Origin of the sequence: Lonsdalea britannica, assembly GCF_946477055.1 — a bacterium.
Taxonomy (GTDB): domain Bacteria; phylum Pseudomonadota; class Gammaproteobacteria; order Enterobacterales; family Enterobacteriaceae; genus Lonsdalea; species Lonsdalea britannica_A.
In genome coordinates this window covers 1-11,479 of sequence record NZ_CAMKXG010000101.1, presented here as the reverse complement: position 1 = coordinate 11,479, position 11,479 = coordinate 1, and the positions used below count along the sequence as shown (strand labels likewise).

The 11,479-nt window shown below is 53.7% G+C and carries 10 protein-coding genes; 4 read left to right on the top strand and 6 right to left on the bottom strand.

Features of this window, described 5'->3' with window-relative positions:
• Both Q7O77_RS08790 and Q7O77_RS08785 read left to right on the top strand, forming a co-directional pair.
• The coding region (locus Q7O77_RS08790) for a GGDEF domain-containing protein (protein ID WP_304165890.1) at nt 1-701 on the top strand (701 nt) is incomplete at its 5' end.
• Nucleotides 702-1,050: 349 nt separating this feature from the next.
• The gene (locus tag Q7O77_RS08785) at nt 1,051-2,640 is read left to right on the top strand and encodes a methyl-accepting chemotaxis protein (RefSeq protein ID WP_304165889.1); all 1,590 of its coding nucleotides are present in this window, start codon (nt 1,051-1,053) and stop codon (nt 2,638-2,640) included.
• 135 nt (nt 2,641-2,775) lie between these two features.
• Here the strand turns inward: Q7O77_RS08785 and Q7O77_RS08780 are convergent, their stop codons facing one another.
• Complete coding sequence (locus tag Q7O77_RS08780; protein ID WP_304165887.1) at nt 2,776-3,696, bottom strand: DMT family transporter; 921 nt, start codon at nt 3,694-3,696, stop codon at nt 2,776-2,778.
• 267 nt (nt 3,697-3,963) lie between these two features.
• Between Q7O77_RS08780 and Q7O77_RS08775 the strand changes: the two genes are divergently transcribed.
• The gene (locus Q7O77_RS08775) at nt 3,964-4,464 is read left to right on the top strand and encodes an Lrp/AsnC family transcriptional regulator (protein ID WP_304165885.1); all 501 of its coding nucleotides are present in this window, start codon (nt 3,964-3,966) and stop codon (nt 4,462-4,464) included.
• 58 nt (nt 4,465-4,522) lie between these two features.
• Here the strand turns inward: Q7O77_RS08775 and Q7O77_RS08770 are convergent, their stop codons facing one another.
• The 5 genes from Q7O77_RS08770 to Q7O77_RS08750 form a co-directional block, all read right to left on the bottom strand.
• A complete protein-coding gene (locus tag Q7O77_RS08770) occupies nt 4,523-5,302 on the bottom strand; it encodes an acetoin reductase (protein WP_304165883.1) in 780 nt (259 codons plus the stop codon).
• A gap of 584 nt (nt 5,303-5,886) precedes the next feature.
• Entirely contained in the window at nt 5,887-6,495 is a 609-nt protein-coding gene (locus Q7O77_RS08765) for a membrane integrity-associated transporter subunit PqiC (protein WP_304165881.1), read from the bottom strand.
• On the bottom strand, nt 6,492-8,147 hold the full coding sequence (locus Q7O77_RS08760) for an intermembrane transport protein PqiB (protein ID WP_304165879.1): 1,656 nt from the start codon (nt 8,145-8,147) through the stop codon (nt 6,492-6,494). Before Q7O77_RS08760 ends, Q7O77_RS08765 begins: the two co-directional genes overlap by 4 nt.
• Nucleotides 8,144-8,767 carry a paraquat-inducible protein A gene (locus tag Q7O77_RS08755; RefSeq protein ID WP_304165877.1) on the bottom strand — a complete coding sequence of 208 codons (624 nt, stop codon included), beginning with the start codon at nt 8,765-8,767 and terminating at the stop codon, nt 8,144-8,146. The genes Q7O77_RS08760 and Q7O77_RS08755 overlap by 4 nt, the downstream gene beginning before the upstream one ends.
• Nucleotides 8,760-9,389: a paraquat-inducible protein A gene (locus Q7O77_RS08750; protein ID WP_304165875.1), complete on the bottom strand. Its 630-nt coding sequence runs from the start codon at nt 9,387-9,389 to the stop codon at nt 8,760-8,762. The genes Q7O77_RS08755 and Q7O77_RS08750 overlap by 8 nt, the downstream gene beginning before the upstream one ends.
• Before the next feature lie 568 nt (nt 9,390-9,957).
• Here Q7O77_RS08750 and Q7O77_RS08745 point away from each other — a divergent pair.
• The gene (locus Q7O77_RS08745) at nt 9,958-10,575 is read left to right on the top strand and encodes a TetR/AcrR family transcriptional regulator (RefSeq protein ID WP_304165874.1); all 618 of its coding nucleotides are present in this window, start codon (nt 9,958-9,960) and stop codon (nt 10,573-10,575) included.
• The last annotated feature ends 904 nt before the right edge of the window (nt 10,576-11,479 follow it).

Sequence of the window (11,479 nt, the reverse complement as noted above, 5' to 3'; positions counted from 1 at the left end):
TGAATAAAAATGAGCTGCAATTGCGCTGGATGGCGGACAATATCGCCGCGATAGCCGTTAACTTTTTGGTCCTGATTTCGCTGGTGTTGCTGGGAACCTTTGTTCTCAAACAGATCCGTATCACGGTGCGTAACAAAGAGATGCTTTCCATGATGCACCGGGAAGTGGAAGACCAGAATCAGGTGCTGCAAGAGCTGGCGCTGGTCGATCCGCTGACTCAGCTGGCGAATCGTCGCCGGTTCGATCTCTATCTGGAACAGTGTCTGACGACGGCGGGCGTCGAGGGCGGCGACGTGGCGCTCGCGATGATCGACGTCGACTTTTTCAAACGTTATAACGACACCTATGGTCACATCGAAGGCGACCGCTGCCTGGCTGAAATCGGGCTAATCCTTCGTTCGCTCCCGCTCCCGGCAGGCGCTCAACCCGCCCGGTACGGTGGGGAAGAGTTTTCGATTATTTTGCCGGGGCTTTCCGGCAGGCAGGCGGAGCTGGTAGGCAACGAGATGGTTGAAGCGATGAGGACGCGCGCTATCAAACATCAGGGGTCTCAGCTGCCGCAGAAAATTGTTACGGTCAGTGTCGGTGTTTATTCCTACACGTCTAAACATCCCTGCGATGCCCAGCGTTTGAAAGAGGGGGCGGATCAGGCCCTGTATCTGGCGAAGAAAAAAGGGCGTAATCAATGTATTCGGCTTTAGCGTTATTCAACCTATAAAAGTAATTTTGTGCGAAATATAGGCGACGCAATCGTTATCACTGAATAAAGTATTATTTTAGTTAGGTGATAATTCCCAGGCTCTCTATTTGGTGCGGCAAATATTTCGTCGCACTTTTTCATTGTCTTTTTTATTTTCCTCATTCGATGATGCACACACCCAGTTTTGACTTTGCTGGTTTATTATCCTGCTGCTAGTGTTATTGGTAGACGTATAATCCATGAGTTTGTATTTAGGCGTGATAAGTATTTTTGTTTTAAAGGGTTGTTAAAGATTTAAACCACCTAGTCGATAGCCCCAAAGAATACTGATAATAACCAAGGATTTTTAAATGTACGAACGAATTAAGATTCGAAGCGGGCTATATGCCGTTATCGCTATATTCTTTATTTTATTATCCGCGCTCTGTGGATTTAGTCTGTTTTCTTCTATCCAGAGCAATAGTTCAATTCAAAAAGTGGATACCATTCAGGGCGATCAGGTCATTCCACTGTCTTCTACCTACACCGATTTATTGAGTGCCCGACTCTTGTCGATGAATATCGCTTCATCTATCGAGAAAAAAGATAATACTGAAACCGTTGCGCCTTACTTGAAAAAACTGGGTACGTACGTCGACAAAGCCAAATTGACCATGACGGAACTGCGTAAAACGCGGGCGTTGACCCCTCAGGGCCGACAGCTGCGTGCGGAACTGGATACGGCATTCGATGATTATGTATCTACCGCTATCGATCCGATCGTGGTTGCACTTAGTCAGGGCGACGTGACTCAGTTTTATGGCCAACTCGAACCGTTAGCCGCGGAGAAAGGCGAGGTATTCCGCCTGAAGCTGATGAATTTCATCGACTTTGCGCAAACTGTCGGTGACCATGAAATCGTACGAGCGGAGAGCTTCTACAAAACTACCCTGACGATCCTTATAGCAGCGTTCGTGGTGGTGCTGCTGCTGAGTATCTGTTCGATTCAGTTTATTCGTACCGTAGTACTGTCGCCGGTTGAACGCGTTCGACACTATTTCGGCATGATGGAAGGCGGCTCGCTGACGCTGGACATTCCGCCGCAGCACAATACCGAAATGGGTAAGCTGCTCCAGTCTCTGAAAGACATGCAGGAAGCCTTCCGTCGAATCGTTGCCGATGTGCGCGACTCTTCAGCGGCCGTGGCCTCTGGCGCGCAGCAGATTTCTGCGGCTAACCGTGACTTCTCCTCCCGTACGGAAGAGCAGGCGGCATCGGTTGAAGAGACCGCCGCGAGCATGGAACAGCTGACGTCTTCGGTCCACGAAAACTCGGCGAACACCCAGCGCGCGATGGCGTTGACCGCGACCGTGGCTGAACTGGCGGAGAAGAATGCCAGCAACTTTGGCAAGCTCATCGCGCGTATTGATGGCATCGCCACCAGCTCGAACAAGATCAACGACATTATCTCCATCATGGATGGCATTTCGTTCCAGACCAACATTCTGGCGCTGAACGCCGCCGTGGAAGCGGCGCGTGCCGGGGAAGCAGGCAAGGGCTTTGCCGTGGTAGCCGCTGAGGTGCGGAATCTGGCGCAGCGCAGTGCCGGTTCGGCTCGTGAGATCAAAACGCTGATTGAAGAGACCTCTAACGAAGTTTCGATGGGCTCCAAAGTGGCGTCTGACTCGTCGGCCGATATGAATCTGCTGGTGGGTGAGATCAAAAAGGTTAACGAGTTCATGCAGGAAATTTCGCTGGCTTCTTCCGAGCAGGCGAAAGGCATCGAACAGGTGAATGTGGCGATTACTCAGCTGGAGCAGGTCGCGCAGCAGAATGCGGCGTTGGTGGAAGAGTCTGCCTCAGCCAGTGCGTCCCTGAACGACCAGGCGGTCAATCTGGACGAAACGATGGCATTCTTCAAACTGGAGCGTCACACGGCCGCGCTGGGACATCACCAGTAAGACGGTAACGTTCTGCGCCGTACGTCCTGCGTTGAATGACATGGGGCAAGGCTTGCGCTAGTGTGATCATAAAGCCCGCCGACATTGTCGGCGGGCTTTCTTGTTTTCTGCGTCAATAATATGTGCGCGACCTATTCAGGCGGCGGGAACCTTAAGCTCAGAAGTGCCATGTACGGTGGTCAACGTTACGCCTAACAACACAAGCGTGGTCGCCGCCAAATGATAGAGGTACAGCTGTTCCTGGAGGAATAGCGAGGACAGCAGAAACGCGTACACCGGCACCAGATACATGGACGTGCTGGCGCGCGCCGCGCCCAGTAAGCTCACAATACGCGAATAGACGCTGTAGGCGGCGATACCGGCGACCAGCGCCAGAAACAGAATGGCGTACAGCAGATGCGCCGAGAGAACGGGGGCTGCCTGCGTCATACGCCATTCCAGCGGAAGGAAGGGCAACAGAAAGGCGGCGCTGCCGATTGCGATAATCCACAGCAGTACGAAAGCCGACACGGCAATCGGTCGTTGGCGTAATAGCGCCGTGTATCCGGCCCAGGCGGTCGCCGCGATAAACGCGATGATGTCGCCCTGATTAAACTTCAGCTGTAGCAGATGAGAAACATTCCCTTCGAAAACCACCACGCAAATACCGAGGAAGGCGATGCTCGCGCCGACGAAGAAGTTGGAGTGAAGCGGGATGCGCCACACCACACGTTCAATGATGGAAACCATGATCGGAGATAGCGAAAACAGCAGCGCGATATGGCCTGCGCTGGTGTGATGCGCTGCGGCATATTGCGGTGCGACGCTGAGCACGCCGCCCAACAGAACGAGCAACGCGATATCTTTTCCTCGGCGGCGGAGCGTCGGCACCGCCCGGCGCAAAGGCGACAGGATAAAAGGGAAAATCACCAGAGCGGCGATGAGCCATCTCGCAAAAGCCAGCGTAAGCGGAGGGAGTTCGGGGCTGATCCAGCGTGCGACCACCATGTTGCCGGAGAACAACAGTGGAGCGAGTAGGAAGAGCCCGGGAACAGCCAATAGCGATATTTTATTCATGATCTTTCCCTCTTATCCCCTGCGAGCATCAATCTGGAAAGTGGGGCGCGCTATTCCGTCGTGACGATAAATCCGTGCCTGAAGGCAACCTTACGGTTTGCCGCGCGGGCCTGAAGAGAGTCAGCCGGTGGACGAGTCGGCTGCTTTTTTCAGTATAGAGAGGGTTGTCGCTAATTATTTCCTGCGTTTTTCTTTATTTATACGTTAATTCGGTAAATATTTATGGTGATAATAAAAATCTAAGCATAGCTATGCTGCGGTGGGGGAATGATGGCAAATAAAGATAAAGCGCTGGATATGACCGATAAGCGAATCTTATCGGCATTGCGACGTAATGGCCGCCTGACGGTGGCGGAATTGGCCGAAGAAGTCGGGCTTTCGTCGTCGCCCTGTTGGACGCGTCTCAAACGTTTGGAGTCGACCAAGGCGATTGAGGGTTACGTGGCGGTCATTAATGCCAAGGCGGTGGGGGCATCAGAGGTCTTTTTTATCGAGATCACGCTGGAGCATCACGACGACCGTATGTTGGAGCAGTTCGGTCAGGCGCTGATGGACATGCCCGAAGTGCTGGAAGCGCATTTGGTGACGGGTGATTACGACTATTTAGTCAAGATCGTGGTGGCTGACGCCGAGCACTACGAGCGTTTTCTCCGTCAGAAGCTCTACCGCGTCAAGGGGATCCGACATACTCGCTCGACGTTTGCATTGCGCACGCTGAAAAGAGAGATCTCCATCGATCCTTTGTTATTGCCCACGGCCACGTCTTAGTCGGAACAGCTAAAAAGGGCGGCATCGTGGCCGCCCGTCCCGGACTGAAGCGAGAGAATCAGTTGAACAGCAATCCGCCGTCGATCAGCGGCGCTTGTCCGGTCATATAGTCGGAGTCAGGGCTGGCGAGGAAGGAGACAAATGCCGCTACATCCTCGGGCGTTTCCGCGCGACCCAGCGCGATGCCGTCGACATATTTTTTGTAGGTCGCGCCAATCGCAGCACCGGTTTCTTCGGCCATACGCTTGTCGATTTCGACCCACATGTCCGTGCCCACGACGCCGGGGCAGTAAGCGTTGACGGTGATGCCGAAGCTGGCCAGCTCTTTGGCGGCGGCCTGCGTCAGCGCGCGTACGCTGAATTTGGTGGCTGAATAGACGCCGAGCAGGGCAAACCCTTCGTGACCGGCGATAGAGGAGGCGTTAATAATTTTTCCTTTCTGCTTAAGCGCCTTGAATTTCGTTGCTGCCGCCTGAATGCCCCACAGGGTGCCCTGCACGTTGATCTCGAAAATTTTCTCCACATCCTCTTTCGTGACGCTGAGCAGATTCTTCGTCTGACTGATACCGGCATTGTTGACGATGATATCGAATCCGTTCAGCTCTTTCTCTGCGAAATCGACGGCGGCGAACACTTCTTCACGCACGCTGATGTCGGCCTTGTAGGTGACGGCCTTACGGCCCAACGCGCGGATCTCGTCCGCGACGGATTTGATTTTGTCGTCCTTGACATCGACCAGTGCGATATCCGCACCGTCTTTCGCCAAACGCAGCGCGATCCCACGGCCAATACCTTGTCCGGCGCCGGTCACCAGCGCGACTTTACCTGATAAAGACATAATCAACTCCTTCGGATGGAATAGTTCGGATACGCTAAGTTTAGCTGCATATCTTCACTGCCTGACGTTTTTATAATTTATTGTTTTTTAAGCTTTTTGCTCAGTTTCTCTTTTTTGATGAGATTTTGTGCTGGGATGCGGAAACCCAACGTAATAATGCACTGGTATTATTTTATTTAAGGGTGAAATTAAGGATGTTTGGGGGAGTTTTTCGTGGTGGTTGAGGCACAAATAAAAGTGTGACAGGCTTCTCTGAATTTGTATAATTCATTGTTTTTAATTTGAATTATCTCCGTTTTTATCAGAACGTCATTGACGGGCTTGACGCTTTGTGAAGGTATGGTCTCAACTCCCATCGATGACGGGTGGTATCTTTTTATGACCGTTGATGACCATCGGTGATGGACCGTAGAGTAACGGTTCATAGCGCGCGGTGACGAACGCGGCGGGATGACCGACGTCTCTACGGATGAGGGATGCTTGCTGGGAGAGGGGCTGCGCTCGGAGGGCCGAACCACAGCGGATGAAAGCGGTGCGTTTGGCGCGTGCGCACCGCTTTTTCGTTTTTTATCCGGGCAAGAGACTTATCCCGTGCAGGACTTATTGGGATCGGCGTACCACTGCCGGGCGTTGGTTGAGATCTGCGTGGCCAGATGGGCGAATACGCGTTGCTCCGCCGCCACCAGATGCGGTATTCCGCCTGGCGCATTCTCGGTTAAGCGACTGGTGCATACCAGACGGGTCGAACGTTCGGCGCCAGGCTGGCTGAGACTCCAATCGGCTTCGAGCTGGACAGTCTGACCTGGCCATGCATCCAAGCGACGTATTTGCACCAGTACGCGTATGACGGGGTTATCCGCGGGACGCGGCAGGCCAGAGATATCCTGCGTGTTCAACTGAGCGACCAGTTCCGAAGCAAGCGCGGTGCGGATCTCATCGCTGAGCGCGCTGAGCCAGCGTTCATTGTCGAGGACGCCTACGCTGCCTTCACCCTGACGCACGACCAGCTGCGGCAGGTCGATTTGCGGCGGTACGCCGACCGGCAGCACGGCGATCAAAAACGGCGCGGGAGGTGTGGCGTGCGTTGGCGCGGCGGCTGGCACCAGCGTGTGATAATTCATCTGCGGCGATGCGCAGGCGCCCAGCAGTAGCATGATGGCGGTAGCGAGGCAAAAACGGACGTGTGCGATCATTTTGTCGCTCCTGAATAGGATGAAGGGCTGGCCTGAGTGAGTGGCGGATCGTGGGGTCTGCCCTGAAGCAGAGACTCCGGATGACGCTCTATCTGATCGGCCAGTGTGCGCATTGAACGCAACGCGCGCAGCAGTTCCTGCAGGTTTTGTCCCAGCGTCATCATGATCGGTGAATCTTCCGCCATCAGACCGTTAGCCGTTTCAGCCGTTTGCCGCATTTGCTTGAGTAACTGCGTGGTTTCCGGCAACGTCTGGCCGTTCACCTGACGTAGCGTTTTATCCAGGCTTCCCAGCGTCGCGTTCAGATTGTTGCTGATGGATTCGAGCGGCATTTTGTCGACTTTGCTGACGATGCTGGCCAGTTGCTCCTGCAGACGATCAAACCCTCCGCTGGTGGTGGGAAGCTGCAGCGGGTGAGCGGTCATATCGAATTTCACCTTGGGCGCCTGCGGAATGAAATCCAGAGAAATATAGAGCTGCCCGGTCAGGAGATTGCTGGACGTTGCCTGAGCGCGTAGCCCCTGCTCGACCAGATCTCGCGTGAATCTGGCCGTTGCCTGCTCGATATTGTCCGTGGCTTTAGGCAGCTTGTTCAGCACATTGCCCATTCGGTTGGGATACACCTCGATGCCGACGACGGAGGGGAAGCGGTAGCCTGTATGGTTGTAGTCCAGCTCCACCGACACGACCTGACCGATTTTGATGCTGGAGAACTCGACGGGCGCGCCGACCGCCAGGCCGTGCAGCGAGCGTTCGAAGCGTAGCAGGAAGAACATTGCCGGTCCGTCTGGCGGCGCCATCGCGCTGTCCTGATCTTTGGCGAGTCGATACGTAATGTCGCTTACGGCAGCAGGCGAACCGCTGCCGCTATCGGGGGTAGCGAAGGCGATACCGCCCGTCACGATGGACGCGATCGTCTGTGTTCTGAGTCGAAAACCGTTGGCGCCGACCGAGACATCCAAACCGCTGGCATTCCAGAAGCGGGTATTGGGGGTCACGAAGCGGTTATAAGGCGCGTCGACAAAGACCTGTAGCGCGACGTTTTTGCCATCCTCTTTCAACTGGTAGGACGCAATACGGCCGACCTGAACCCGACGGTAGTAAACCGGAGAGCCGATATCAAGCGATCCCAAATCGTCCGTCAGCACTTCAAACTGACTACCGGGCATTCCATTGACGACGGCTGGCGGCGCTTCGAGTCCGGAAAAGGCGCGTCTTGACTCGTCAGACGCGCCTTTATCGACACCGATATAGGCACCGGACAGCAGGGTATCAATCCCGGTGACGCCGCCCATGCCAACGCGAGGACGGACGACCCAAAAACGGGTATCGGCCCGCGCCAGATTTTCCGCGCTCTTGTCCAGCTGTACGGTGACCTGCACGCGGTCACCGCCGTCGTCCAGCGCAAGGGACGTGACTGTTCCAACCGTCACGTCCTTGTACTTGACCGCAGTTTTACCGGCTTCCAGCCCCGAGGCTGTCAGAAAGGTAATCGTGATCTCGGGACCGGCCGAGAACCACGTTTTCGCCAGTAAAGCCGCGCCGGTTATCAGCGCAATCGCCGGAATAATCCACACCAACGAGATGTGCCGGCGTTGGCGTGAGATGTCCGGATCGCCGGGTTCATTGTGTGGGTCGTACGTATCATTCATTTATCATCACCATCCCAAATGAGGCGTGGATCAAAGTTCATTGCGGAAAGCATGGTGAGTATCACCACCAAACCGAAATACAAGATGCCGCTGCGCGGCTCTACATCGCTGAGAGTTTGAAATTTGACGAGCGCGGAAACGGCCGCGACGACAAAGACATCGAGCATGGACCAGTAACCGATAAGCTCCGTTAACCGATACAGTTTTGCCCGTTCAAGACGGGCGCTAGCGCTCTGTTTCCGTGCGGAGATCAGCAGCACGCCGAGCGCCAGAAACTTGATGCACGGAATAACCACGCTGGCGGCAAAAATCAGCAGGGCGATACCGTACGAACCGGCGTTCCAGAAGTCGATCACGCCCGCCATGATGGTGCTCTCACTGCCTTTGCCAAACAGGCTGGTGTACATCACTGGCAGAACGTTGGCCGGTATATAGAAAATTATCGCAGCAATCAGGAACGCCCAGGAACGGCTGATGCTGGCGGGGTGCCTCGGGTGAAGGCGCGTTTGGCAGCGTGGGCACCGCGCTGGTATCGACGATGTGCGCTCTGGCTCACAGACGAGGCGGCACAGAGGACAGACAATGACGCCTAGCTGTCCGGCCCGTATCGGGCTACGCATGATTGGCCTCCCGCGTGGGCAAGGGATCAGTGTAGTCCCACAAGACGAGCATATTACGATGACTGATCACCACAAGAAGCACCATTTGCGCCGCCATCGCCCAGCAGCCGGGACCGGGAAGCACATCCAAAAATCCCGACAGCTTGATGCCTGCGACCATGAAGCCGAGCATGCCGACTTCAACCATGCCCCATGGACGGATTCGATCCTGAATCTTCATACAGAGAATGAATCCCATAGCGCGACGCCGACGACGGGCGGACAACAGTATCCAGCCGAACAGCAAAATTTGCAGTGCGGGGATGACGATGAGCAGCAGCACGGTCAACACGGCCAGCAGCAGCATAGGCCCCTGCGCGAGTGCGATGGCGGTCTGCCAGAGCGTCGCTGAATTTTGCACACCGTGGAAACTGACCCGGAGTACCGGAAAAATATTCGCCAGCACCCAGACGATAGCCGCTGTCAGCGTGATCGCCAGCCACGCGTTGAGATCCATCGGCGCTGCGCGATACAGCACCGCCGAGCAGCGTGCGCAGCGAGCGGATTCGCCATGCTGCAGCGAAGGTTTCTGGTAAACGCTGTCGCATTGGACGCAGACGGTTAGATGACGGCATGTTTTCATGATAATTCGGGCGATAATCGCCCCTCAGAGGAAGCCGCTGATGGACGAGGGCTGAGCTCCGTAAGGTAACCCATTGTATATTGGCTCTTTAGATATCCGGATGGCGAGTGCCATAGATTCGGGTGGAAAGTGGACGTTGCGATAGATTGCCACGGGTTTAATTTTTACGCTCATATATTTACGCCAGTCGATTGGGCGGGCGTAACGCGAGGCGAGAGAAACGGCCGACAACGCCACGGCCCGCGGCGGTTGTACGGTACGTTCGGCGCGTAATAACGGCCGGTCTTGCGCAGGGGTAAGCCCGGGCACGCAGAACCCGACAAGCAGAATAACTGACCGCAACTTCTTGAGCTGGTTATACATGAGAAGGACTCTGTCAGATTCAAGTGGTACCGAAAGTCGCCAAAACCGCTTGCTGACTGAAGACGGCCAGCCTTTACAAGGTCAGACCTCAGCGGTACAGTAATGACAATTAGCAAAAATAAACCGTACGGTTCAGTTTTGCACCGATTTTTTTTTGCTGTCAAGAAAATGGTGATATGCCAATCTCGTTATTGCAGGTGAGACAATGAAAGTACGGACTCAGGCCCGTCGTGAATCTATCGTCAGCGCTGCGGCCCAGCTCTTTCAGGAGATGGGATACGAGCGCGCATCAATGAATGAGCTGGCGAAGCGCCTCGGTGGCTCCAAAGCCACGCTCTATAGTTATTTTCCTTCCAAAGAAGCGTTGTTCGTCGCCGTGGTACGAGCCCATGCGACGATGCACTTGTCAGATGCTGTCGCTGAGCTGGTCGATCGCATCGAAACCGGCGTCTCCTTTTATGAAACGCTGATGCGATTCGGCGAACGTATGCTGTCGGTACTCACTAATGACAGTAGCGCGCTGGCCGTCTACCGCATGGTCGTTGCGGAAGCCGGGCGTTCAAACATCGGTATGCTGTTTTACGAATCCGGTCCCAGCGAGTGTGTGGATGTGCTGTCCAATCTGATGACGACCGCGATGGAACAAGGCGATCTGCGACAGGACGACCCCCGCATTCGCGCGCTGCAGTTTCTGGCGTTGGTCACGGCTGAAACGGAGATTCGCATCTTCCAGTGTGAACCGGAGCCGTTTAGCACCGATGAAATCCGTGAGCTGACCCGACGTGCGGTCGACATGTTCCTGGTGGGCGCTGGTCCCCGCTAACGGCCTATTTTTCTAGTTCATCTCTCTCCTGCCGGGATTCATCATGACCATGTTGAGTCCCGGCGCTTTTTATCGTCTCCCTCCCAGCCATATTATTCACGAATGGAATATCTCAACGCTATGCGCCATCAATAATGCCGCCTTCGCTATAAAGATATACGCGGCGCCGCCGTTATTCTATTTCTGCGGCCGATATTGGTGTTAATGTTAATCAATAAGCTTTAGCTAATTAAATCTCGCTTTGTCGACGGTATGTTATGAAATAGTAGAAAGGCTATGGTAATATCAGCCGCCTGATTACCGATGTGGCTTTCATTGCGCTAACACGGGGGCTATACCCGAAAACTTCAACGCTCGCGTCATTAATGGCATTACCTTTGTTTGTTTTTTATCTCCTCATGACTTAATGCGGAGAGGGGGACGTGTACCTATCCAGTTATATTATGGTCTATCAAAGATGCGCAATACGATGAAACAAAAATAACAAACAGAACCAGGAAATCCGACATGACATAAATTGAATTCTCCGGAATAAATCTCAACGTATAAAATATTTTTATCATTGTCTCCTGAGATATAAAAAATAAAAACGCATTGATGCGGTTCTTGCGATACGGTCTTCTTTCCCCTAAAGGAAAAAAAGAGGAACCTCTAATGAGGATAGGGGGAATAATTGGTGTTAAGTTGTGCTGGAGAACGGGGCTATTGTCCGCTTGGTGAAAAATTAAGAATTAGCGTAAAAATAGACAGATAGTGGAAATGATTTATCCCTTTCTCTCTTCTTTTATCTATATGCCGAACACGGTAAAAAAGAGGATGCGTGTCTGAAATGTCATAAAATAACTACCGTAATGTTATTATATTTAGATGCAACTGTCTCTTATACACATCTCCGAGCCCACGA

Bases quoted from the DNA above. Each gene is read 5' to 3' on its own strand.
- Q7O77_RS08785 (WP_304165889.1), top strand. From the start codon at position 1,051: ATGTACGAACGAATTAAGATTCGAAGCGGGCTATATGCCGTTATCGCT.
- Q7O77_RS08780 (WP_304165887.1), bottom strand. From the start codon at position 3,696: ATGAATAAAATATCGCTATTGGCTGTTCCCGGGCTCTTCCTACTCGCT.
- Q7O77_RS08775 (WP_304165885.1), top strand. From the start codon at position 3,964: ATGATGGCAAATAAAGATAAAGCGCTGGATATGACCGATAAGCGAATC.
- Q7O77_RS08770 (WP_304165883.1), bottom strand. From the start codon at position 5,302: ATGTCTTTATCAGGTAAAGTCGCGCTGGTGACCGGCGCCGGACAAGGT.
- Q7O77_RS08765 (WP_304165881.1), bottom strand. From the start codon at position 6,495: ATGATCGCACACGTCCGTTTTTGCCTCGCTACCGCCATCATGCTACTG.
- Q7O77_RS08760 (WP_304165879.1), bottom strand. From the start codon at position 8,147: ATGAATGATACGTACGACCCACACAATGAACCCGGCGATCCGGACATC.
- Q7O77_RS08755 (WP_304165877.1), bottom strand. From the start codon at position 8,767: ATGCGTAGCCCGATACGGGCCGGACAGCTAGGCGTCATTGTCTGTCCT.
- Q7O77_RS08750 (WP_304165875.1), bottom strand. From the start codon at position 9,389: ATGAAAACATGCCGTCATCTAACCGTCTGCGTCCAATGCGACAGCGTT.
- Q7O77_RS08745 (WP_304165874.1), top strand. From the start codon at position 9,958: ATGAAAGTACGGACTCAGGCCCGTCGTGAATCTATCGTCAGCGCTGCG.